Source organism: Dyella agri, assembly GCF_044904705.1.
Taxonomy (GTDB): Bacteria; Pseudomonadota; Gammaproteobacteria; order Xanthomonadales; family Rhodanobacteraceae; genus Rhodanobacter_A; species Rhodanobacter_A agri.
This window is the reverse complement of sequence record NZ_JADIKL010000004.1, coordinates 232844-255340: the sequence shown is the minus strand read 5'-3', so window position 1 is coordinate 255340 and position 22497 is coordinate 232844. Positions and strand designations below refer to the sequence as shown.

Below are 22497 nucleotides of genomic sequence, written 5' to 3'. Positions count from 1 at the left end.
GCCGCTCTGCGTGCAGCCATGTCTCGATACCGCCATGCGCTGCGGCGCAGTCGAATGACATCCCTCTGACGTCGTCGGCGCCGTAGCGCTGCGCGCGGAACTACCCGGCCGCCGGGGATCGCCACGGATCATCACGATCGGACCAGCCGCGCGGCCTGCGCGCGCTGCCGGCCACACGCGCCTCAACAAACCGAAACCTTCCACCCCTGCGCTTTCGCCCGCGTAAACGCCGCGCGGGCAACGCCCATGCCTGCGCGCAAGGCTGAATTTTGTGGCTTATCACGTGCAACGCCGCCGATCCAGCAAGGTTTTTGGCGTCATCCGGCTCGGCAAAATCGAAAGATAAAGCGCTATAAACGCAATATATTTTGCATTTCATAACTTTTGTTATTTGATCTTTGCTTTCGATGTTCATAGGTTCGATTTGCCTGGGGAGCCATGCCATGCCGCTACGTAAGCGGCAGGCGTGATCGATGTCACTTGCCCGTAGCGGGCATCTAAATGGGGAGGAAAAGGATGAATAAGCGCGTCACGCGTGAGAATCACTGTCGCCGCAACACTTTGGCTGCGGCCATGGCCGTGGGCCTTGGTATCAGCGGCCTGGCGTATGGCCAGGCCACGACCGGCTCTGTCTTCGGCACGGCGCCGGTGGCAGCGGGTGAAACAGTCAAGGTGGTCAACAACCAGACCGGGCTTACCCGCGAAGTGCCGGTCGACAGCACGGGGCACTTCAATGCCGGCAACCTGCCGGTGGGGAGTTACAGCGTATCGCTGATGCAGGGGGGCACCGTGCTTGCCTCGCACGACCAGGTGCAGGTGAGCGTGGCGGGCGGCTCTGCCGTGCCGTTTACCGCGGCCGAGACCGGCAAGAAGGTGCAGAACCTGTCCAGCGTCACCGTCACCGCCAACTCGATCCCCGCGATCGACGTGTCCTCCACCCGACAGACTTCGGTGATCACGGCGCAGGACCTGAAGGTGCTGCCGCTGGCTCGCAACGCCGAATCCATCGCCTTGCTGGCGCCCGGCACCGCCGGCGGCAATGCCGGTCTGGGCAGCGGCCCAGCCGGCACTCCGCTGATTTCCTTCGGCGGCGATTCCGTGGTGGAAAACGCTTACTACATCAACGGCTTCAACACCACCGATCCTGTGGGCAACGCCGGCGGCATCGCCCTGCCCTATTTCGCGATCGCCGAGCAGCAGACCATCACCTCCGGTTACGGCGCCGAGTACGGCCGTTCCACCGGCGGCGTGATCAGCCAGGTCGGCCAGCGCGGCGGCAACGACTTCCATGCCGGCGTCTACGCCACCTGGGCACCGGACTGGGCGAAGAGCAGCTACGACAACTACTACTACGCCAACCCGAACGCGCTGCCGCGCCAGACGGGCCAGCAATACGGCGACCTCCGTCAGCCGCGCTCGCAGAACGAGTCCTGGTCCCGGATCTACGATGCCTACGTATCGGGACCGCTGATCAAGGACAGGTTGTTCTTCTACCTGACCGCCGAAACCCAGCAAACCAACGCCACCAGCGCCGGCCTGGCCACGTCGTCGGGGAAGACGACCTGGAGTTCGCACGGCCAGTCCTCGCCAAAGTTCTACGGCAAGCTGGACTGGAACATCAACGACAACAATACGCTGGAAGCCACCTACGCCTCCAGCAAGGTCGAGGACACCGCGAACAACCTCTACAGCTACAACTACATCACCAACAGCGTGGGGAATTTCGTAAAGGTCAACAATCCGCTGTACTCGAGCAAGTTCAACGTCGGCATCCTGAAGTACACCTCCTACATCACCGACAACATCACGCTGAGCGTGCTGGGCGGCAAGATGAAGAGCACTTACTTCGACCAGGCGCTGGCTTACCCCGGTTACGATCCGTCACTGCCGAGCATGGGCGGCCAGGGCGCCATCGGCGGCCAGAACCCGACGGTTCCGGGCTTCGGCAACTACAACCTCAATCCCGGCACCTTGCCGTCGTCGGACCACCGCTCGACATCGAACAACCTCCGTGTCGACCTGGACTGGAAGCTGGGCAGCCACGACCTGAAGTTCGGCATCGACAACCAGCGCAGCACCGATATCGACGACGGCTCCATCACCGCCGGCCCGGGCTACTACTGGTCCTATGGCCAGCAGTCGAATCTCACCTCGCCGACCCTGGCCTGCAATGGCCAGGGCATCTGCGTCCCCACCGCGGTATCCCCCGGCAACCCGCAGGGCTACTACGTGGGCAAGCTGACCTACGGCGGCACGGCCTCGTTCACCGTGATGCAGAAGGCGCAGTACGTCGAAGACAACTGGCAGGTGACGCCGAACCTGATGCTGAACCTCGGTCTGCGCAATGACCAGTTCGCCAACTACAACCCGGCGATGCAGGCCTACATCCGGATGACCAAGCCGCAGTGGGCGCCGCGCCTCGGCTTCAGCTGGGACATCTTCGGCGACAGCAGCGCCAAGCTGTACGGCAACGCGGGCCGCTACTACCTCGCCCTGCCCTCGGGCCTGGGCACGCGTATGGCGGGCGACAATGCCTACCTCGAGACCTTCTACACCTACACATCCATCAATGCGAACGGCCTTCCGCAGGGCCTGACCCAGCTCCCGACCAGTGCGGCGTACTCGCCCGACGGCGAAACCGGCGTCCCGAAGGATCCGAGCGTCATCGCCGCGACCAACCTGAAGCCGATGTACCAGGACGAGTATGTGCTGGGCTTCCAGAAGGCATTCAGCGTCTTCGGCCAGTCGCTGGTGTGGGCCTCGCAGGCCACCTACTCGAAGATGAACGACATCGTCGACGACACCGGCGCCATCCAGCTGCCGGCCGATGCCGACATGAATCCGCTCATCTATCCCACGGAGACGGACGTGCTGGTCAACCCGGGCCGCAGCAACACACTGCGCTACTGCGTGGCCGACAACGGCGCGCTCAACCCCACCTGCACGAAGTACGGCACCTATACCTGGAACCCGCATACGGCCGTCGGCAACCCCTCGGACGGTCTGGTCGGCTTCCCGGCGGCGTTCCGCAAGTACTACAGCCTGGAAGAGTCCCTGGAGCATCCGTGGGACGGCAAATGGATGGGCAAGATCGACTACGTGTTCGCCAGGAGCTACGGCACCACCGAAGGTCCGACCGAGTCGTGGTCCGGCCAGATCTCCAACGCCTCGGCCGCGTCCGGTGGCGGTGAGTCCGGCTCGATCTCCACGGCCTGGGACTACCCCGAGGTGATGGAGTACGCCAACGGCGACCTTCCGAACATGCACAAGCACACGCTGAAGGCCTACGGTACCTATGCGGTCACGCCGGAATGGCTGGTCAGCGGCACCTACATCATCCAATCGGGTGCGCCGTTCACCTGCGCGGGTTTCTTCGGCCCCGGCCAGACCAACCCGATCGGCTATGGTTCGGGCATGCACTGGTGCGGCGGCCAGCCGTCGCGTCCGGGCGACGCAGGTAGCACGCCGTGGACCCACCAGCTCAATCTGTCGTTGAGCTACATCCCGGCATGGGCCGGCAAGCATCTGACCCTGCAGCTACAGGTCCGCAACGTGTTCAACGAGCAGGCCATCACGGCCTACAACAGCAGCTATGGCTCGACGGCTGCGCCAAGCACCAGCTACAAATTGCCGGTGGGCATCGAAGCTCCGCGCTACGGCGAGTTCAGCGTCAAGTTCGACTGGTAAGTCGCTTTTCGTGTCTCGCGCCGCAGATGTCGGCGGCGCGAGACACGAAGGTGCAAAAACCAAGAAGGCCGCCGGGCGACCGGCGGCCTTCTTTTGACATGCAGGCTTCGCATGCTGCACTGCCCGGAGGCAAGGCAGCCCCAAGGGACACGCGAACTGGAAACCGGGGATCCCGGAAAGTTTCGTCAGGTGGCCAGGCCGGCCACCACGCCCAGCGCATCCTGCGGCAAGCTTTGTGCGGTTATCCGCTCGAACGCCACGTCGCGCGCCGGCATGCGACCGGCACGCACCAGTGCGTCGATGCTGGCCATCACTTCGGCACGGCCAAACGGCTTCTTCATGAAATCGTCGGCACCATAGCGCTGTACGTAGAACTGCTCGGTGGCCTGCTGGTTGCCGCTGATCATCACGATCGGGATATGCGCGGTGAGCGGATCATGGCGCAGCGCACGCAACACCGCGAAGCCGTTGATGCCCGGCAAAACGATGTCGAGGAAGATCAGTTCGGGCAGTTCGGCCTTCGCCAGCTCCAGCGCGCGTTCGCCGTCCGCCGCCCGTTTCACCGCATAGCCGTCCTGCTCCAGCATGCGGCCGAGCACGGCGCAGATCGTCGGCGAATCGTCCACCACCAGCATGCGCGTGCCCGATGGGGCCTGCCGCCGCTGTTCCGGCCGCTCGCCCGCCACACCGCCCAGCAGTCGCTTGAAGATTCCCATGCTGTTCATTGCGCGACTCCTTGCCGTTCTGATCGGTGGGGAGCGCGAAACCGGCATACCCCATGGCTGCGCATGCTGCGACAGAACCACGGCGCAATCTGAGATGCACTGCTCAACCGCCGTCTTTCAGGCGGCGCAACGCCCTGCGTGCATGCTTGTCCGGACGTTGCGGCGGCGCCTGCATGCCTAGCAGCCGGCGCTGCGCGCGTTGCGCCTCCCGCGCCAGCCGGCTCGCCTCGCTCTCGCGATACAGGCTTTGCGCCACGCTGGCCGGCCCGCGCCGCTCAGACAGCGCCAGCACCTCGACCTCCAGGCGCTCCTCGCCGCGACCGATACGCAGCACGTCGCCTGCATGGAGCAACTTGGCCGGCTTGCAGCCGGCGCCGTTGACGTCGATCTTGCCGCCATCGATCGCCTGCTTGGCCAGGCTGCGCGTTTTGAAGAAGCGCGCGGCCCACAGCCACACGTCGGCGCGCACTTCGGCGGAATCGTTGCCCTGGGGGTCATTCATCGCCGGGATTGTCGCCGCATCGTCCGCGCAGGCGCCAGCGCTCACGCGCCGAGCAGCCAGTTGCCCAGCGGCACCGTCAGCAGCGACAGCACGATGCCAGCGCCGAGCACGGTATTCGCCAGTTCCGGATCCAGCTCGTATTCGTCGGCGAGAATGGCCGCCGACACCATCGGCGCCATCGCCGCCTGCAGCACGCCGGTGGTCAGCACCAGGCCACCCACGCCGGTCGCCGCGCCCAGCACCCAGCACAGGGCCGGCGCCAGCAGCAGCTTCCAGCCCAGCCCCCAGGCCGCCGCGCCGAGCTGGCGTTCCCCGGTCTGCAGGTGGAACTGCAGGCCCACCGAGAACAGCGCCAGCGGCGTCAGCGTGGCGCCGAGCGGGTGGAGCACCCCATCCAGCAGGGGCGGCCAGCCACCCAGCGCGCCGGCGACCACCCCCACTACCAGGGCGATGAAGGCAGGGAACGTGGCGATGCGAAACACGATCCGGCGCGGGTCAGGCGCGCGCCCGGCGTACAGGCAGGCCACCACCACGCCCGCCGAAGCCAGCAGCGGAAAGCAGCCGAGCTGGTCGGCGACCACTGCCAGCGTGAGGCCTGCCTGCCCGTGCAGCGCCTGCAGCATCGGATAACCCATGAACGAGGTATTCCCCAGCCCGCACACCAGGGTCAGCGCGCCGACACGCCCACGCGACCAGCCCAGCCGCGGACCCAGCCATGCGAACAACAGCCAGGCGCCGAAGAACACCAGCCACATCGCCGCCACCGGAAACCACAGCCCGGCATCGAACTTCATCCGCGGAATCAGCTCCAATACCAGCGCCGGCAGCGCGACATTGAGCACCCACCAGTTCAATCCGTGCACGATGCCGGCCGGAGGCCGCGCCCAGCGGCGCACCAGCACCCCCAGCACCAGGCAGACGAACAGCAGCAACAACGCACTCATCGCGGACGTTCCGCATGAACCAGCGCCGCATTAGACGCGATCCGGCCGGCAGCCGAAAGCCTGCTGCGCGGCACTGCCGGCATGCGAGAATGGCCCCGCCTCCGAACCGCATCCGAGCCATGAGTTCCAAGCCCTACGACTTCCGCCAGTTCCAGACCGAGCTTGCCGCGCTCGACCAGAGCAAACCCGAGCCGAAACAGGCCAGCCCCGAACCGAAGCCCAAGCCGCTGGGCAAGAAAGCCGCCGAGGCCGCGCGCATTGCCCGCGCCCGCGAGGAATTCCTGGCCTTGCGCGCCCGCCACCAGCTCAGCGTCGCCGACGTGGTGGCGTTCTTTCCGGAGGAGGAAGGCATCGCCTACCTGCAGCAATTGTTGGCGGCGGCGGAGCAGAAACCGCGGCGCCGGAAGAGCCCGGCGAGCTGACCGAAACTGCAGTGAAACCGGAGGTTTCTCCGCCTCTTGACGCGGCAAATCGCCCGGAGTAAGCAGGGAAATGCCCCACTGTCACAGGGAGACGGACATGCGATCGCTGCTGGTTTCCTCCATCATGATTGTTGGATTGCTGGGCGGTACGAGCGCCGTTGCCGACGACTCCATGTCGCTCAACCAATTCCCCCACAGGTACGAACCGGTGCTGTTGCGAGTGAACGCCCAAGGCAAGGTCACCGACGTCTCGCCGGCCTACTCGCTTTCGCCGAAGATGACCCGCCTGCTGAATGCCAACCTCGGCGAGATGATCCACGCCCCCGCCACCGACAAGCACGGCAAGCCGGTATCCAGCCAGTTCGTGATGAACGTGGCGCTGCTGGCCGAACCGAACGGCACGGGCGATTACGCCGCTCATTTCACCTACGTTTCGACCCGGCCGGTGCCGCCGGGCAACTGGTACTGGGTGCACCTCACCGGCGATCGGCTGGCGCTGGCCAGCCAGGACATGCGCTTCAACAACAGGCGCAACTACGTACCCATGGAGCGTTACCGCGACGGCTATCGGCCGGCCTACAAGGGCAGCTTCAGCCAGCCTGTGCCTGCGACGACGCCGGCCGTGCAGAACGCCGCCAGCAGTGTCTCCACGCCTTCGTCGCCTCCACCGTCGCGCACCCGGTAAGGCGATGCAGCATGAAAAAGACCAGCCGCATGCGGCTGGTCTTTTTTTCGGGGTTGCGGCGGAGAATGCGCCCGCAGGGTTGCGCGCTTACGTCCCCAGCAGCACCCGGTTCATCCGCTGCACGAAAGCCGCCGGATCGGGCAACTGCGCGCCGACGGCGATCTCGGCCTGCTCCAGCAGCAGCGTAGCCAGATCCTTCGCCTTCGCTTCGTCGGCTTCGCTCTCGACCCGCTTGAGCAGGGCGTGCTGCGGGTTGATCTCCAGCGTGGGCTTGCTTTCGGGCAGGTCCTGGCCAGCCTCGCGCAGCAGGCGTGCGAGGTGCGGCGCCATGTCGTAGTCGTTGAGCGCGAGGCAGGAGGGTGAATCGGTGAGGCGGGCCGACACCTTCACGTCGCCCACGCGATCGCCAAGCAGTTCCTTGAGCTTCTTGAGCAGCGGTTCGGCCTCTTTCGCCGTTTCTTCCTGCTGCTTCTTCTCGGCTTCGTCCAGCGGCAGTTCGCCCTTGGCCACGTTGCGCAGCTTCTTGCCTTCGTATTCGCCGAGATAGCCGACCATCCACTCGTCGATGCGATCGAACATCAGGAGCACTTCGATGCCCTTGGCGCGGAACGCCTCCAGCTGCGGGCTGCCGGCGGCGGCGGCGTAGCTGTCGGCGGTGATGAACCAGATCGCGTCCTGGCCCACCGCCATGCGACCGATGTAGTCGTCCAGCGACACCGTCTGCTGCGCACCTTCGCCCTTGGTTGAAGCGAAGCGCAGCAACTTGGCGATGCGCTCGCGGTTCGTCGCATCCTCGCTGATGCCTTCCTTCAGCGTGTTGCCGAAGGCCTTGCAGAAGATGGCGAACTTCTCCGGCTCGTCCTTGGCCAGCTTCTCGATCAGGTCCAGCACGCGCTTCACGCAGGCGGCTTTGATGCGCTCAAGCTGGCGGTTGTGCTGCAGGATCTCGCGGCTCACATTGAGCGGCAGATCGTCGGCATCGACCACGCCGCGCACGAAGCGCAGGTAGTTCGGCAGCAGCTCCTCGGCCGCGTCCATGATGAAGACGCGCTTGATGTAGAGCTTGAGACCCTTGCGCTCGTCGCGCCCACCCATCATCAGGTCGAACGGCGGCTGCGCGGGGATGTAGAGCAGCGTGGTGAAGCTCTGGCTGCCTTCGACGCGGTTGTGCGTCCAGGCCAGCGCATCGTTGAAGTCGTGACCCAGCGACTTGTAGAAGCTCTGGTAATCCTCGTCGGAAATCTCGGACTTCGGCTTGGTCCACAGCGCGGAAGCGTCGTTGACGGTTTCCCATTCGGCGGTGGGCTTGCCGTCCTCTTCCTTTGGCATGCGGATCGGGAAGGCGACGTGGTCGGAGTACTTGCGGATCAACGACTTCAGCTGCCACGCCTTGAGGAATTCGTCCTCGTCGGCTTTCAGATGCAGGGTCACCGACGTGCCGCGCCCGGCCAGCTCGACCTGCTCCAGCGCGTACTCGCCCTTGCCGTCGCTTTCCCACTTCACACCCTCGCCCACCGGCGCATCGGCGCGACGGGTCAGTACGGTGACCTTGTCGGCCACCACGAAGGAAGAGTAGAAGCCCACGCCGAACTGGCCGATCAGGCGCGCATCGGCCTTCTGTTCGCCGCTCATCGCTTCCAGGAAGCGCCGCGTGCCCGAACTGGCGATGGTGCCGATGTTCGCCACCACCTCGTCGCGCGTCATGCCAATGCCGTTGTCGCGCACGGTGATGGTGCGCGCGGTCTCGTCCCAGCTCACGTCGATGTGCAGCTCGCTGTCACCGTCCAGGAGCCCGGGTTTGCCGATCGCCTCGAAGCGCAGCTTGTCGCAGGCATCGGAAGCGTTGGAAATCAGCTCGCGCAGGAAGATTTCCTTGTGCGAGTACAGCGAGTGGGTGACCAGGTGCAGCACCTGGGCGACTTCGGCTTCGAACTTGCGGGTTTCGGTAGTCATTGCGGCAGGATTTCCAAAGTAACGAAGGGATTATCCCCTCTCCCTGCGGGAGAGGGTGCCCGGCAGGGCGGGTGAGGGTTCGGGTGAAGCGCAAGCTTGCGCACAAACCGGCCTCTCATCCTCTCAGCGGAAAGGAGTCTCAACGTATCAGGCGTGTGCCGAGGCGTTCTGCAGCGCGGCGATGCGCTCGTCCAGCGGCGGATGGCTCATGAACAGGCGCTGGAAGCCCTCGGCCAGCGGCCCGGAGATGCCGAACGCGGCCAGCGTCTTCGGCAAGGTGTTCTCGCCGTGGTCGCCCTTGAGCCGCTGCAGCGCGGAGATCATTGCGCCGCGGCCGGCCAGGTGCGCGCCGGCGGCGTCGGCGCGGAATTCGCGCCAGCGCGAGAACGCCATCACGATCATCGAGGCGAACAGGCCGAACACCAGCTGCAACACCATCACGGTGACGAAGTAGCCGATGCCGCTGCCGCCGCGGTCGCCGTCGCGGCCGCCGGACAGCCAGCTGTCCACCAGCCGCCCCACGATGCGCGCGGCGAGGATCACCAAGGTATTGAGCACGCCCTGGATCAGCGTCATGGTCACCATGTCGCCATTGGCGACGTGGCCGATCTCGTGGCCGAGCACGGCGGCGACCTGTTCGCGGTCCATCTGCTGCAGCAGACCGCTGCTCACCGCCACCAGCGAGCTGTTCCTGGTCATGCCGGTGGCGAAGGCGTTCATCTCCGGCGCGTCGTAGATCGCCACCTCGGGCATGCCGATGCCGGCGTTCTGCGCGTGGCGACGCACGGTTTCCACCAGCCAGCGCTCGGCCTCATTGGCCGGCTGCTCGATCACCCGCGCCCCGGTCGTCATCTTGGCCATCCACTTGGACATGGCCAGCGAGATGAAGGCGCCGCCCATGCCGAACACCGCGGCATAGATCAGCAGGCCGGTACTGCCGCCGAAACCCCGGGCGGCCTGCATCTGGTCCACCCCGAGCAGGTGGCAGACGATGCTCAGCAGGAACAGGACGGCGATATTGGTACCGAGAAATAAAGCGATACGGCGCATGGCTGTCTCTTTGGCGGCAGTCACGTGAAAGGTTGGACGAACGCGATGGTGGTGGGGGCAAAGACGCCCGCTTTCAAGCATCCGGCCCACTCGCCAGCCGCTCTCCCGGCAGGCAGACTGCACCGGATGGACTATCGCGGACGCTTCGCCCCCTCGCCTACCGGCCAGCTGCATTTCGGCTCGCTGGTCGCCGCGCTCGGCAGCTGGCTGCGTGCCCGTCATGCAGGTGGGCGCTGGCTGTTGCGCATGGAGGACATCGATCCGCCGCGCGAGGTGCCCGGCTCGGCCGCCGCCATCCTCGACGCCTTGCCGGCGCTCGGCTTCGTCGCTGACGAACCGGTACTGTTCCAGTCGCAACGCCTTGCCGCCTACGATGCCGCGTTCGAGCGGCTGCGCGAGGCCGGCGCGGTGTTCCCCTGCTGGTGCAGCCGCAGCGACCTGGCCGCCGGTGCCGGCTTGCATCGCGACGGCTGCTGCGTGGCGCCGCCCGACCCGCAACGCGAGCCGGCATGGCGGCTGCGTGCGCCAGATACCGAGATCGCCTTCGACGACACCTTGCAGGGGCCACAGCAGCAGAACCTGCGCGAGAGCGCGGGCGATTTCGTGATACGCCGGGTCGAAGGCCTGTACTCCTACCAATTGGCCTGCGTGGTGGACGACGCCTGCCAAGGCGTCACCGAAGTGGTGCGCGGCTGCGACCTGCTCGATTCCACACCGCGGCAGATCTGGCTGCAGCGCCTGCTGGACCTGCCCACACCGCGCTACCTGCACTTGCCGCTGGTGCTGGATGCGACCGGGCGCAAACTCTCCAAGTCGGAGCAGGCCTGGCCCGTCGATCCGGCCGATCCCCTGCCGGCGCTGCGGCGCGCCCTGGCCTTCCTTGGCCAGCCGGTGCCGGCGGGTGCCGTCGATGCGCCGGCCCTGCTGGCCGCGGCCGCGCTCGGCTTCGATCCGTCGCGCCTACCGCGCCATGGTGGTTGCTTTAACGGCTGAGCGGTTATAAATCCCTCAATGGGCAAACGCCGGTCGCCGACCGTCGCACGTTGTGCCCTGCAGCGACCCCAAGGAGACTGGACATGACGCAACGCACGGCTTTGGTCACGGGTGGTACCGGCGGTATCGGCAGCGCGATCGTGCGCTACCTGGCCGGACAGGGGCATCGGGTCGCCACCAACTACCGCAATCCGGACAAGGCCGAGGCCTGGCGCAAGGCGATGGCTGCCGAGGGCATCGAGGTGTGCATGGTGTCCGGCGACGTCTCCGACCCCGCCTCCTGCGAGGCGATGATCCAGGCGGTCGAGGCCAACAGCGGGCCGGTGGACATCCTCGTCAACAACGCCGGCATCACCCGCGACACCACCTTCCACAAGATGAGCTACCAGCAGTGGACGGACGTGGTGAACACCAACCTCAACGCCTGCTTCAACGTCACCCGCCCGGTGATCGAGGGCATGCGCTCGCGCAAGTGGGGCCGGATCGTGCAGATCAGCTCGATCAACGGCCAGAAGGGGCAGTACGGCCAGGCCAACTACGCCGCCGCCAAGGCCGGCATGCACGGTTTCACGATCTCGCTGGCGCAGGAAAACGCCCGCTTCGGCATCACCGTCAACACCGTCTCGCCCGGCTACGTGGGCACCGACATGGTGATGGCCGTACCCGAAGAGGTTCGCGAGAAGATCGTGGCGCAGATTCCGGTCGGCCGGCTGGGCAAGCCGGAGGAAATCGCCCACGCCGTGGCCTTCTTCACCACCGACGATGCCGCCTGGATCACCGGCGCCAACCTCGCCATCAACGGCGGGCACTACATGGGTTGGTAAGCGCTGCATTTGCGGGATGCGCCAGCCAGAACGCATCCCGCTACGGCGCCTGCCACGTGGGGCAGGATGCCAGACCGGCGGCAGCAGCAGGACGCTTGCCGCCGATACGGCCCGGCCGGGAGTGGATGGCAGAGCGCAGGGCCGTGAGGGCGGAATCGCCCGGCATGCCGTGGCACAAGTCGTGCATGCCGAACCGGCACGAACACGGCGACTCACCGGAACTCGATGGAAACAACTGCAATCACTCCGTTGGGCAAGATCCTGGATCTCTTGCTGGACGCCATCTGCGTCGTCGACGCCGAGGGACGCTACGTATTCGTCAGTGCCGCGTTCGAGCGCATCTTCGGCTACACCCCCGCGGAAGTGATCGGCAAGCGGATGATCGACCTCGTGCATCCGGATGATCGCGATGTCACGTTGCGCACCGCCGCGGCGATCATGGACGGCAGGCCCGAATCCAACTTCCAGAACCGCTACGTGCGCAAGGACGGCACCGTCGTGCACATCATGTGGTCAGCGCGCTGGTCCGAAGCCGACCGGGTGAGGATCGCCGTCGCCCGCGACATCACCGCGCTCAAGCGCGGCGAATCGATGCGGCTGGCGCTGCACGCGGTCGCCGAGGCGGCGCATGCCGCGCAAGACCTGCCGGCACTGTTCGAACAAGTGCACCGGATCATCGGCGGCATCCTGCCCGCGACGAATTTCATCGCCGTCCTGCACGACCGCGCCGGGAACCGCCTGGAATTTCCCTATGTGGCCTACGGGCGCGGCCCCGCGCCGGACGCGGCGAGCCTCGTCGCCGACACGCGCATCGCCGAGGTGATCCGTGGTGGCCGGGTCGTGCATGACGCGCCTGATGCATCAATGGAGCCGGATGCCGCGCACTGGCTAGGCGTGCCGCTGCAATCGAAGGACGACACGATCGGCGCGCTGGTCGTCGCGCACCGCGGCCGCACCGGCTACACCGATGCCGACAGTGAGCTGCTGCAATTCGTCGCCACCCAGGTGAGCACTGCGATCGAACGCAAGCAGGTCCAGGCGAAGCTGCACCACCTCGCCTTGCACGACCCGCTGACCGATCTGCCCAACCGCAACCTGCTGCGCCGCCATCTGGAGATGGCGCTGGAAAACGCCGGCCGGCGGAAAACGCACATGGCGCTGCTCTACATCGACCTGGACGGATTCAAGCAGGTCAACGATCGCCACGGCCACCCCGTCGGCGACCTGCTGCTTTGCGAGGTCGCCAACCGCATCCGCAGCTGCCTGCGCGAACACGACATCGCGGGGCGCATCGGCGGCGACGAGTTCGTGGCGCTGCTCGACACGCTGGCGACGCCGGGCCTCGGCCTGGACATCGCCGAGCGCATCCGCGCGACATTCGGCCCGACCTTCCATCTGCTGGACCTGCAGATCGGTATCTCGGCGAGCATCGGCGTGGCCATCTATCCCACAGATGGCGAGAATGACGAACAGCTGGCCAAGGCCGCAGACCACGCCATGTACCGGGCCAAGCAAGCCGGCGGCAACCAGACCTGCACTGCCGGAGGCGTCGATGCCCGGGGCGCCGCCTGCAGCTGACCGAAGCGGCCTAGTCTCCCGCCTGCAGCAATCGCTCCATCACCTTGCCCACTGCCGCGAACGCGAACGCGCCGGTGATGTGGGTCGCCGCGCCGAGACCGCCGCCGCAGGCGAGGTTCAACGCATCGCCGCCGGGCGGCCGGGTGCCGCAGACGCTGCCGTCCGGCTGCGGGTACTGCACGTTCTGCAGCGAATACACCGCCGGCACGCCGAAGTAGCGCTGCGGGCTGCGCGGGAAATTGAAATCGCTGCGGAGCTTCTTGCGGATCAGGCTGAACATCGCGTCGTGCTCGGTGCGCGAGAGGTCGCGCACGCGGATCTGCGTCGGATCGGTGCGCCCGCCAGCCGAACCCACGGTGATAATGGGCAGCTTGCGCCGGCGGCACCAGGCGATCATTTCCAGCTTCACCCGGAATGCATCGCAAGCGTCCAGCACCACGTCGTAGCCGCGGTCGAGCAGCTCATCCAGCGTCGACGTGGTGAGGAAGCGCTCCACCGCCTCCAGCCGCAGCGCCGGGTTGATCGCATGCAGGCGCGCGGCCATCACGCCCACTTTGGACCTGCCGTACTCGCCGTCCAGCGCGTGCAGCTGGCGGTTGGTGTTGGACACGCACACCTCGTCGGCGTCGATCAGCGTGAGCCGCCCCACCCCGCTGCGCGCCAGCGCCTCGGCCGCCCACGAACCCACGCCGCCGACGCCTACCACACAGACGTGGCGCTGCGCCAGCTTCGCCACGCTGCCGGCGCCATACAGGCGCTCGATGCCGGCAAAGCGTTCGTGCGGGAAGGAGGGTTCGCTCATCGAAGGACCTTAAGGTTCGGCGCCGTGCCGCGGCCAGGCCGCACATGGCGCAAAGCGGCCATTCTATCGCCCCGCCCCGACGAACCGGGTTATCCTCGGGAATCGGTCTCCACAAGGAATCCATGCAATGCGTGCTGCCTTATTGATCCTGCTTGGCCTGGCCATCGGTGTGATCGGCACATCCCGGGTGATGAATGCGCTGGCCGCACGCAACCCCATGCCCAAGGCGGTGATGCACACCATGGGTTACCACATGGGTGAACTGAAGCAGGCGCTGAAGGCGCAGAAGTGCGACGCCGCCACGATCCAGCACCACCTGCTGCGCCTGCAATCCACCGCCACCGACATCCAGCCCACCTTCGGCATCGCCGACAAGGCCTTTGTCGACGACGCGAACCAGCTGCAGACGCGCCTGCAGCAGGCCACCGTGTCCGCCCCCGCCACCTGCGAAGCGTTGGCCGCGGCACTCAAGCCGGTCGGCGAGACCTGCCAGAGCTGCCACCAGAAGTACCGCTAGAACGTCACCTTGCCGCGCAGCATCTGCGCGTACATCACCCAGTCGCCCATCAGGCTGTACAGCGGATGGCGGAACGTGGCCGGCCGGTTTTTCTCGTAGGCGAAGTGGCCGATCCACGCGCAGCCGTAGCCGGCCAGCGGCAGCAGCCACAACCACGCCCAATGGGCGCTGGCGACCGCCAGCAGCAGGATCAGCAGCACCAGCGAGCTGCCGATGAAATGCCAGCGCCGGCACAGGCGCTGGCTGTGCTCGCCGAGGTAGTAGGGATAGAACGCGCGGAAACTGGCGAATTCAGGCATGCGTGCTCCTCTCAGCCTGGCGGCAGCGGAATGAACTCCTGATCGTCGCCGGGAACCCTGGCAAAACGCCCCTCGTGCCAGTCGGCCTTGGCCTGCTCGATGCGCTCGCGGCTGCTGGCCACGAAGTTCCACCACAGGTGGCGCTCGCCATCCAGCGGCGCGCCGCCGAACAGCATCGCGCGACTGGCGCCGCGCGCCCGTAGCGGCGGTACCGACGCACCTGCCTGCACCGCCATCCGGCCCGCTTCCAGCGTCAGACCGCCCCACTCCAGTTCGCCCTCGATCACGTGTACGCCGTGTTCCGCATGCTCCGCCGGCAAGGCCAGTTCGGCACCGGCGGCCAGCCGCGCCTCGGCGAAGAACATCGGTGCAAACACCTTCACCGGCGAGGCCTCGCCCCAGCCGGTGCCGGTGATCAGCACCAGTTCGACGCCGGGCAGACGGATCTGCGGCAGGGCATCGGCCTCGTGGTGATGGAACGCCGGCGCCGTCTCCGCGTGGTCGCGCGGCAGCGCCACCCACACCTGGATGCCGTGCAGGCGCTGGCCCGCGGCACGCGCCTCGGGCGGCGTGCGCTCGGAATGCACGATGCCGCGGCCGGCGGTCATCCAGTTCACCGCACCGGGCTGGATGTCGGCGAGACTGCCCAGGCTGTCGCGATGGCGGATCGTGCCGTCGAACAACCAGGTCACCGTGGCCAGGCCGATGTGCGGATGCGGCCGCACGTCCATGCCGCGGCCGGCCGCGAAATCCGCCGGGCCCATGTGGTCGTAGAACACGAACGGGCCCACATGGCGGGCCTCGAGTACCGGCAGCAGCCGGCGCACCGTGAAGCCGTCGCCAAGGTCGTGCAGGCGGCCGTCGATCAGGGTCGGTTGCGTTTCCATCGGTTCCTCCCTCTCACCATGCCCGCTGATATTGCGCCGGCGCGGGCAGCTGCGCACCCAATTCCTGCGCCACCCGGCGCGGGAAATAAGGGTCGCGCAGACTCTCGCGGGCGATCAGCACCACGTCGGCCTCGTCGTTCGCCACGATATCGGCGGCCTGACGCGCCTCGGTGATCAGGCCTACCGCGCCGGTGGCGATGTCCGCCTCGCGGCGAACGCGCGCGGCGAACGGCACTTGGTAGCCCGGTCCCAGCGGGATCTTCACGTGCGGCAGCAGGCCGCCGCTGGAAACGTCGATCAGGTCCACGCCCAGCGGTTTGACCTCGCGCGCCAGCCGCACGCTCTGCTCGATGTCCCAGCCGTGCTCGGCCCAATCCGTGGCGGAGATGCGCAACCACAGCGGCAGCTCCACCGGCCATGCTTCGCGCACGGCGGCGATCACTTCGCGCAGCAGGCGCGTGCGATTCTCGAAGCTGCCGCCGTATTCGTCCTCGCGCCGGTTGCTGAGCGGCGACAGGAACTGGTGCAGCAGATAACCATGCGCGGCATGCAGCTCGATCAAGCGGAAACCGGCGGCCAGCGCACGCTCCGTCGCCGCGCGGAAGTCGGCGATCAGCCCGCGGATGCCGGCCGCATCCAGCGCCTCGGGCGTGTGCCAGCTGGCGTCGAACGGCAGCGCCGATGGCGCCACCGTGGTCCAGGCACCTTGTGCCGCGGTGAGCGCACCGCCGCCATCCCACGGCCGATGCGCGCTGGCCTTACGGCCAGCATGCGCCAGCTGCACGCCGGGGATCGCCCCCTGCGCCGCGATGAAGGCGGTGATCGGCTGCCAGGCGGCGGCCTGGGCGTCGTTCCAGATGCCGGTGTCGCCCGGCGAGATGCGCCCTTGTGCCGATACTGCGGTGGCCTCGGCGATCACTGCGGCGGCGCCACCCACCGCGCGGCTGCCCAGGTGCACCAGGTGCCAGTGGTCGGGCATGCCGTCGATGGCCGAGTACTGGCACATCGGCGACACCACGATGCGGTTGCGCAGGCTGAGGCTGCGCTGCGGGAACGGTTCGAACAATTTCATCGTTAGCCTGGCCGGGGAGGGAGACATCTACAGTGCCGGCACACCGGCACCGCATCAAGGGCCCGGGCAACGTGCAACCGAGAAGGCTGTGTCGTGCGCGGCAATCCACCCGGCGATGCGTGCGGCCATCGCGTCCGGCGCCTTCATCCAACCGAAATGATCGGCCGGCTGTCCGCCAAGCTCATCCGGCGTGACCAGCTCGTGGCGACGCGATGCGCGCGGCAGTTTGCCCAGCAGCCAGTCCAGCGAAGCGGCGGGCCCCAGCCAGTCGTCGCGCAGGCGCAGCGCCAGCAGCGGCAGTTCCAGCGCGGCCAGGCGCTGTTCGAAATCCACCGCCATGCCCGCCGCGGCGTAGCGCCCGCGGCGGCCGCTGCGCGCCCAGTCCGCGGTGACGCCACGCGCCTCATTGCCGCCGAAGCCGATGCGACGGCCAGGCAGATGCCCCAGCAACCCGGCCAGCATCGGGGCCAGCACGTAGCCGAGGCCGATCAACGCACCACGACGGAAACGCCGCCAGTATGGCGAGCCACTGGCGACCAGGGCGATGCCGGTGGCCTGGTCCGGATGGAGGGCCGCGTAAAGACAGGCCAGTTGCCCGCCCAGGCTGTGTCCGCCCAGCCAGGGGCGCGCCTGCGGCCAGTGTGCCCGCATGGCCGCCATGCCGACGGACACGTCGGTCTCCAGCAGTGCGCGGTAACCCCAGTCGCAACGGCGGCCGGCGCGCAGACTGCTGGAGCCGATACCGCGCCATTCGTGCAGTGCCACGGCCACGCCCCGCGCCGCCAGCGCCGCGGCCAGCGGCAGGTAATGCTTCGCCGCCACGCCCATCGCGGGCAGCCAGTACACCGCCGCCTGCGGCACGCCATCCGGCGCCACGCACAACAACTCGGCGCGTGCGCCATCGGCCATCGTCAGCGGCAGCGCGGTGGGCTCTGGGATGGTGGTCGTATTCATTGAGAAGTACGGCCCTTCATGGCCGCCCATGTGATATTCGCGATCACGGACGATCGCCATGGAAAAGAAAAGGCCGGCTTGCGCCGGCCTTTTCCAACCTGCGATACAGCGATCAAGCCGGGGTGACTTCTTCGGCCTGCAGGCCCTTCTGGCCCTGCACCACCTTGAACGTCACCTTCTGGCCTTCCTGCAGGCTCTTGAAGCCCGTGCCGCTGATGGCACGAAAATGCACGAACACGTCGGGGCCGTTCTCACGGCTGATGAAGCCGAACCCCTTAGCGTCGTTGAACCACTTGACGGTACCTGTTTCACGATCCGACATGACTCACTCCGATCCAATCCAGACGCTTGAGACGAGCCGACCCCGCGGGTCGACGACTTACTGGGCATGCCGGGGTCGGGTGTAGCGACATGGAATCGGGAACCGTTCCATACCGGGCACGCACGTGGCCAAGCAGACGCAGTGGAATAAGCATAACGGAATTTCACGAATGCAAGCGACATGTCAAGCGTCATTTTCCGATAGTGTCCGCGGACACAAAAATCGCCAGATAGCGATTTTTGACATAGCCGCGGGCATTGGCCCGAAAGCTGCCTGCCATGGGCAGCGGACATAAAAAAACCGGGCATTGCTGCCCGGTTTCGGATGACGCGCGAACGGCAATTAGGCTGCGGACACTTCGTCGGCTTGCAGGCCCTTCTGGCCCTGCACCACCTTGAAGCTGACCTGCTGGCCTTCCTGCAGGCTCTTGAAGCCATTGCCGGTGATCGCGCGGAAATGCACGAACACGTCCGGGCCATTATCACGGGCGATGAAACCGAAGCCCTTGGCGTCGTTGAACCACTTGACGGTACCGATCTGACGATCAGACATTGAATCACTCCACTGGGTATTTCAAATCAAAGGAGACTCGACCGCCGCGACATGCGGCAGCCGGCTTACTGGTGTGCAAAGGAAAACAACCCCGGGGTGAACAGATGAGGCAGATCGCGGATCGGCTGCATCGGGTCACCGGTGCTTGGCGACCCCGGCAAACTCAGCCCTGCCATGATACCCGGAGGGCCGCCCGGAAGCGAGGAGCATGCGCATATCATGTCTGCCCGCCCCACGCCACCACGAGGATTTTCCGCCTTGAGCACCCGCCTGCTGCTCCCCCTGTGCGCCGGTCTGCTGCTGGCTGGCTGCGCCACCACCCGGCCGCCCCGCCCTGCCGCACCGCCGCCGGCACCTGCCGCGATTACCGGCATTCCGGCCTGCGATACCTACCTGGCCAGCTACCTGGCCTGCCACCAGGCCGCGGCGATCTTTCCGGCCGGCCAGCTGCAGGCGCACTACCAGACCATGCGCGACAGCCTGCTCGACGCCGCCCGTGATCCGCAGACCCGCCCGTACCTGGACGCGCGCTGCCGCCTGCTGTCCGACCAGTTGAACGCGGACCTGCAGGGACGCGCCTGCAAGGCCGCACCTGCCACCGCGCCGACGTCGCACTGATTCAGCCGGATTCCGCCTTCCAGGCGCGACGCAAGGCCGGCGCCAGCGCCGCCGGCCGGCAGCGCCCCAGGCGGACCCGCGGCGTGCCATGCCAACGCGCGGTGCGTATGACTGCCGCAGCCAGCTCGCTCACCAGGCGCGGCGTGGATTCCACGCCGGGCTCTAGGAACAACGCCTTGATCTCGAACACGCCCTCGGCGCGATGTGCTTTTGCATCGAGCCGGCCCACCAGGGCACCGCGATGCAGGATCGGCAGCACGTAGTAGCCATAGTGCCGCTTCGGCGCAGGCACGTAGCATTCGATGCGATAGTCGAAATCGAACATCGCCAGTGCACGCGCGCGGTCCCACACCAGCGGATCGAACGGCGACAACAACGTGGTGTGGGTGGCGCGCAGGCGACCGCCGCGCGCCAATTCCAGCGCCCCGGCATGCTCGCGATGCACATAGCCCGGCGCGTCCCAGCCACGCACCGCCACTTCGATTAGCTCGCCGGTCGCCACCAGCGGCGCAAGCTCGCGCGCGCTCACCGTCGGTTTCAGCCGGAAGTAGTCGGCGATCCAGCGCGCCTGCGCGATGCCCAGCGCACGCACGCCATCGAGGATGAAGTGCTGCCGCAGTTGCGCCGGATCGAGCACGCTGGGCACGAACGGCGGATCGAGTTTCGCCAGCACCCGCTCGGCAAGGTCGTACACGCGCTGGAAACGCTCGCGTCGCGGCACCATCAACTCGCCGAGCGCGAACCAGGCTTCCAGCCAACGTTTCTCTGGCTTCCATTCCCACCAGCCGGAAACACCGCGATCCTCGCGCGGAAAATCCGAAGCAAGCACCGCCCCACCGTCGCGGATGCGCGCGAGCAGCGCGTCCATTGCAGGCCGGTGATCGCGATGCATGCGTTCGGCATGCCGCTGCGCCCAATGGCTGCCGCGCTCGCGCCAGGCGCGATGCGCGGCGAGATCACGCGCACCGACGAAACAAGCTTCGTGCGCCCAGCATTCGGCGATCAGACCGTCGGCGAGCGCTTCGTCCAGCCATGCCATCGGGTAATCGCCGAGACGCGCGTGCAGCACCATGTAGGGGCTGCGCGCCACCACGTGGATGCTGTCTATCTGCAGCAAGCGCATGCGCTCGATCGCCGCTACCACGTCGGCGCGACGCGGCTTGCGCCGCTGCGGTTGCAGCAGGCCTTGCGCATGCAACTGCAACGCGCGCGCCTGCGCTGGACTCAAAGCAACCGCGTTCGCTGAAGCCGCGCTCAACGGCACGCTGCCTTCACACCGGCTCGACAAGAATGTTGCGGCGACATTTATGCAGCCTCTGTTAGCGTCAGTTACAGGCTCGTCGGCGCCGAATCGTTCTTGCCGCCAGTCGAGCCCGCATTCCTTCGGACATTCTGGCATGGAGTAACGATCATGAAAGCACGCACTGCGTTGTTGCCCGTACTCGCCACCGGCGCCCTGATCTTCGCGAGCGCGTCCTTCGCCCAGGACAACACCGGCCAGACGCCGCCACCGGCGCAGGACACCATGCAGCAGGCACCCGCCCCCGCGCAGACTGCGGCTCCTGCGCAGACTGCGGCTCCTGCGCAAACTGCAGCTCCCGCGCAGACTGCTGCCCCCGCGCAGACGCCGCCGCCCGACGTGACCGTGCGCAGCGTACCGCCGGCCGCGCCGCAAGTCGGCTCGCCACCGCCATTCAGCCAACTCTCCGGCGGCAAGAAATGGATCACCGAGGAACAGGCCGCCGCCTATCCGCCGCTGGCGAATGACTTCCTCAACGCCAGCCACCACGGCACCCACGTCAGCAAGGCGCAGTACGAAGCTTGGGTCAAGCAGGCCCAGTAAGACGCTTTGCATGGAACCGGCCACATCGCGATGTGGCCGGTTTTTTTGTGACCATCGCTTTCATGCATCGCCGATGCGATGCCGTGTTGCCACCAGCGATTTTGTCGCCTGTCGGAAACCGGATGCGCGCCTTGTCCTAGACTCCATCCATCCCCGCTGGTCGACGCCGCCGGAGTCCCCATGAAATACCGCCGCGCCCTGTTGCTGGCTGGCTGTCTTGCCGCCGGTATCTGCCATGCGCAGAATCCCGACCCGATCGACATCCGCGGCTGCACCGCGATCGAGAGCGATGCGCAGCGGCTGGCCTGCTATGACCGCGCCACCGGACGCAACCAGCTGCCAGCTGCGCGCAAGCGCAACGAACCGCCCGCCACAACGAACGCCGGCGTGTTCGCGCACGACCGGCAAGCCTCGGTCGTCGCGACCCGTTCCGAACCAGAGGTGTCGGCACCACTGTCGCTGCTGGACAGCCGTTGGGAGCTGTCGCCCGAAAGCAAGCTCGGCACCTTCAACCTGCGCGGCTACAAGCCGGTCTATGCCATGCCGCTGTTCACCACCAGCAACCAGAACACCGAGCCGCACAGCCCGAATCCCAACAATACCGTGCAGACGCCGCAGCAGTTGCAGAACATCGAAGGCAAGTTCCAGCTCAGCCTCAAGACCAAGGTGTGGCAAGGCGTGTTCGGCGATGCCGGCGACCTGTGGCTGGGCTATACGCAAAGCTCGCGCTGGCAGGTCTACAACGCACAAGCGTCGCGCCCGTTCCGCGAAACCGACTACGAGCCCGAGGCGCTGCTGGTGTTCGACACGCACTACCGCGTATTGGGCTGGGACGGCCGCCTGTTCAGCATCGGCGTCGACCACCAATCCAACGGCCGCGGCGATCCGCTGTCGCGCAGCTGGAATCGGGTGGTCGCCGACTTCGGTTTCGAACGCCCCGGCTGGACGATCATGATCCGCCCATGGTGGCGCATCCCCGAGCCGCGCAGCGACGACGACAACCCGGACATCAGCAACTACATGGGGCGTGCCGAGGTGCAGATCGTCCACGAATGGCAAGGCCAGGAGTTCGGCATGATGCTGCGCCATTCGTTGCGCGGCGGCGACCAGAGCCATGGCGCCGCGCGCTTCACCTGGAGCTTCCCCATCGCCGGCAACCTGCGCGGCTACATGGAACTGTTCAAGGGCTACGGCGAAAGCATGATCGACTACAACCACAACGCCACCTACCTGGGAGTGGGTGTGTCGCTGCTCGACTGGTACTGAGA

23 protein-coding genes are annotated in these 22497 nt (G+C 66.6%); 10 read left to right on the top strand and 13 right to left on the bottom strand.

Annotated elements, in window-relative coordinates:
* Window positions 1-516: 516 nt before the first annotated feature.
* The gene (locus ISP14_RS08925) at window positions 517-3687 is read left to right on the top strand and encodes a TonB-dependent receptor (RefSeq protein WP_404538338.1); all 3171 of its coding nucleotides are present in this window, start codon (window positions 517-519) and stop codon (window positions 3685-3687) included.
* A gap of 185 nt (window positions 3688-3872) precedes the next feature.
* On the opposite strand, the gene ISP14_RS08920 is transcribed toward ISP14_RS08925, so the two are convergent.
* The 3 genes from ISP14_RS08920 to ISP14_RS08910 form a co-directional block, all read right to left on the bottom strand.
* Window positions 3873-4412, bottom strand: a complete 540-nt coding sequence (locus ISP14_RS08920) for a response regulator (RefSeq protein ID WP_404538335.1) — start codon at window positions 4410-4412, stop codon at window positions 3873-3875.
* A 103-nt stretch (window positions 4413-4515) separates the two neighbouring features.
* Window positions 4516-4914 carry an RNA-binding S4 domain-containing protein gene (locus ISP14_RS08915; protein WP_404538332.1) on the bottom strand — a complete coding sequence of 133 codons (399 nt, stop codon included), beginning with the start codon at window positions 4912-4914 and terminating at the stop codon, window positions 4516-4518.
* Window positions 4915-4955: 41 nt separating this feature from the next.
* Window positions 4956-5858, bottom strand: coding sequence for an AEC family transporter (locus ISP14_RS08910; RefSeq protein WP_404538329.1), 903 nt, complete (start codon window positions 5856-5858; stop codon window positions 4956-4958).
* 119 nt (window positions 5859-5977) lie between these two features.
* Between ISP14_RS08910 and ISP14_RS08905 the strand changes: the two genes are divergently transcribed.
* Window positions 5978-6280 (top strand): 2-hydroxyacyl-CoA dehydratase, encoded by a 303-nt coding sequence (locus tag ISP14_RS08905; protein ID WP_404538326.1) that lies wholly within the window; start codon window positions 5978-5980, stop codon window positions 6278-6280.
* A 97-nt stretch (window positions 6281-6377) separates the two neighbouring features.
* Window positions 6378-6965 carry a hypothetical protein gene (locus tag ISP14_RS08900; RefSeq protein WP_404538323.1) on the top strand — a complete coding sequence of 196 codons (588 nt, stop codon included), beginning with the start codon at window positions 6378-6380 and terminating at the stop codon, window positions 6963-6965.
* An 87-nt stretch (window positions 6966-7052) separates the two neighbouring features.
* Here ISP14_RS08900 and htpG read toward each other — a convergent pair whose 3' ends face one another.
* A complete protein-coding gene (htpG, locus tag ISP14_RS08895; RefSeq protein ID WP_404538321.1) occupies window positions 7053-8918 on the bottom strand; it encodes a molecular chaperone HtpG in 1866 nt (621 codons plus the stop codon).
* Window positions 8919-9065: 147 nt separating this feature from the next.
* Window positions 9066-9968 carry a protease HtpX gene (gene htpX / locus ISP14_RS08890; protein WP_404538318.1) on the bottom strand — a complete coding sequence of 301 codons (903 nt, stop codon included), beginning with the start codon at window positions 9966-9968 and terminating at the stop codon, window positions 9066-9068.
* 126 nt (window positions 9969-10094) lie between these two features.
* Between htpX and gluQRS the strand changes: the two genes are divergently transcribed.
* The 3 genes from gluQRS to ISP14_RS08875 all read left to right on the top strand — a co-directional run bounded on the left by gluQRS (window position 10095) and on the right by ISP14_RS08875 (window position 13363).
* Complete coding sequence (gene gluQRS, locus ISP14_RS08885; RefSeq protein ID WP_404538315.1) at window positions 10095-10961, top strand: tRNA glutamyl-Q(34) synthetase GluQRS; 867 nt, start codon at window positions 10095-10097, stop codon at window positions 10959-10961.
* Window positions 10962-11044: 83 nt separating this feature from the next.
* The gene (phbB, locus tag ISP14_RS08880) at window positions 11045-11785 is read left to right on the top strand and encodes a beta-ketoacyl-ACP reductase (protein WP_404538312.1); all 741 of its coding nucleotides are present in this window, start codon (window positions 11045-11047) and stop codon (window positions 11783-11785) included.
* Between the two features lie 225 nt (window positions 11786-12010).
* The gene (locus tag ISP14_RS08875; protein WP_404538309.1) at window positions 12011-13363 is read left to right on the top strand and encodes a sensor domain-containing protein; all 1353 of its coding nucleotides are present in this window, start codon (window positions 12011-12013) and stop codon (window positions 13361-13363) included.
* 10 nt (window positions 13364-13373) lie between these two features.
* Here ISP14_RS08875 and ISP14_RS08870 read toward each other — a convergent pair whose 3' ends face one another.
* Entirely contained in the window at window positions 13374-14165 is a 792-nt protein-coding gene (locus ISP14_RS08870) for a tRNA threonylcarbamoyladenosine dehydratase (protein WP_404538306.1), read from the bottom strand.
* 127 nt (window positions 14166-14292) lie between these two features.
* On the opposite strand from ISP14_RS08870, the gene ISP14_RS08865 reads away from it, so the two are divergent.
* Window positions 14293-14682: a cytochrome c gene (locus ISP14_RS08865; protein ID WP_404538303.1), complete on the top strand. Its 390-nt coding sequence runs from the start codon at window positions 14293-14295 to the stop codon at window positions 14680-14682.
* Here ISP14_RS08865 and ISP14_RS08860 read toward each other — a convergent pair.
* The 6 genes from ISP14_RS08860 to ISP14_RS08835 form a co-directional block, all read right to left on the bottom strand.
* On the bottom strand, window positions 14679-14981 hold the full coding sequence (locus ISP14_RS08860; protein ID WP_404538300.1) for an Mpo1-like protein: 303 nt from the start codon (window positions 14979-14981) through the stop codon (window positions 14679-14681). The genes ISP14_RS08865 and ISP14_RS08860 overlap by 4 nt on opposite strands.
* 11 nt (window positions 14982-14992) lie before the next feature.
* Window positions 14993-15868: a pirin family protein gene (locus ISP14_RS08855; protein WP_404538297.1), complete on the bottom strand. Its 876-nt coding sequence runs from the start codon at window positions 15866-15868 to the stop codon at window positions 14993-14995.
* A gap of 13 nt (window positions 15869-15881) precedes the next feature.
* On the bottom strand, window positions 15882-16940 hold the full coding sequence (locus ISP14_RS08850; RefSeq protein ID WP_404538294.1) for an NADH:flavin oxidoreductase/NADH oxidase: 1059 nt from the start codon (window positions 16938-16940) through the stop codon (window positions 15882-15884).
* A 54-nt stretch (window positions 16941-16994) separates the two neighbouring features.
* On the bottom strand, window positions 16995-17894 hold the full coding sequence (locus tag ISP14_RS08845) for an alpha/beta hydrolase family protein (protein WP_404538291.1): 900 nt from the start codon (window positions 17892-17894) through the stop codon (window positions 16995-16997).
* Window positions 17895-18006: 112 nt separating this feature from the next.
* The gene (locus ISP14_RS08840) at window positions 18007-18216 is read right to left on the bottom strand and encodes a cold-shock protein (protein WP_367845586.1); all 210 of its coding nucleotides are present in this window, start codon (window positions 18214-18216) and stop codon (window positions 18007-18009) included.
* A gap of 342 nt (window positions 18217-18558) precedes the next feature.
* The gene (locus tag ISP14_RS08835; protein ID WP_404538288.1) at window positions 18559-18768 is read right to left on the bottom strand and encodes a cold-shock protein; all 210 of its coding nucleotides are present in this window, start codon (window positions 18766-18768) and stop codon (window positions 18559-18561) included.
* Between the two features lie 258 nt (window positions 18769-19026).
* Here ISP14_RS08835 and ISP14_RS08830 point away from each other — a divergent pair, with 258 nt between their 5' ends.
* On the top strand, window positions 19027-19386 hold the full coding sequence (locus tag ISP14_RS08830) for a hypothetical protein (RefSeq protein ID WP_404538285.1): 360 nt from the start codon (window positions 19027-19029) through the stop codon (window positions 19384-19386).
* Window position 19387: 1 nt separating this feature from the next.
* On the opposite strand, the gene ISP14_RS08825 is transcribed toward ISP14_RS08830, so the two are convergent.
* A complete protein-coding gene (locus tag ISP14_RS08825; protein WP_404538282.1) occupies window positions 19388-20614 on the bottom strand; it encodes a winged helix-turn-helix domain-containing protein in 1227 nt (408 codons plus the stop codon).
* Window positions 20615-20797: 183 nt separating this feature from the next.
* Here ISP14_RS08825 and ISP14_RS08820 point away from each other — a divergent pair, with 183 nt between their 5' ends.
* Both ISP14_RS08820 and ISP14_RS08815 read left to right on the top strand, forming a co-directional pair.
* Window positions 20798-21229 carry a hypothetical protein gene (locus ISP14_RS08820; RefSeq protein WP_404538279.1) on the top strand — a complete coding sequence of 144 codons (432 nt, stop codon included), beginning with the start codon at window positions 20798-20800 and terminating at the stop codon, window positions 21227-21229.
* 180 nt (window positions 21230-21409) lie between these two features.
* On the top strand, window positions 21410-22495 hold the full coding sequence (locus ISP14_RS08815; protein ID WP_404538276.1) for a phospholipase A: 1086 nt from the start codon (window positions 21410-21412) through the stop codon (window positions 22493-22495).
* The last annotated feature ends 2 nt before the right edge of the window (window positions 22496-22497 follow it).